Source organism: Myxococcus sp. CA051A (assembly GCF_013336705.1).
GTDB lineage: Bacteria > Myxococcota > Myxococcia > Myxococcales > Myxococcaceae > Myxococcus > Myxococcus llanfairpwllgwyngyllgogerychwyrndrobwllllantysiliogogogochensis.
In genome coordinates this window covers 1-533 of record NZ_JABUMS010000078.1, presented here as the reverse complement: position 1 = coordinate 533, position 533 = coordinate 1, and the positions used below count along the sequence as shown (strand labels likewise).

Annotated in this window: 1 protein-coding gene; it reads left to right on the top strand. The window is 69.6% G+C overall.

Translation table 11 applies throughout. The features are described from left to right. Positions 1-533, top strand: a 533-nt coding sequence (locus tag HUA74_RS44985; protein WP_174459516.1) for an SDR family NAD(P)-dependent oxidoreductase, incomplete at both ends; no start/stop codon positions are given.

Below are 533 nucleotides of genomic sequence, written 5' to 3'. Positions count from 1 at the left end.
CCCGCCTCTGGCTCGAAGCGCCCGGAGGTCCTCGAGGAGACCGCGGAGCAGGTCACCGCGCTGGGGGGCCACGGCATCGCCGTGCGGTGCGACCACACCGTCACGGAGGAGGTCGCCGCCCTCTGCGCGCGCATCCAGAAGGAGCAGGGGCGGCTCGACATCCTGGTGAATGACATCTGGGGCTGCGACGCCATCTCCGAGCTCGGCGTGCCCTTCTGGAAGCAGTCTCCCGAGCACGCGCGCACCGTGTTGGAGCGCGCCGTGCTCACCCACATCCTCACCAGCCGCCACGCCGTTCCGCTCATGCTTGGGCAGGAGCGGGGCCTCGTCGTCGAAATCACCGACGGAGACCATTTCGGCTACCGCGGCAGCGTCATCTACGACGTCGCGAAGATGAGCGTCATCCGGCTCGCGTTCGCCATGTCGCGAGACTTGCGTCGCACCCGCGTCACCGCGCTCGCCGTGACGCCCGGCTTCCTGCGCTCCGAGGAGATGCTGGAGGGCTTCGGCGTCACCGAGGCGAACTGGCGCGA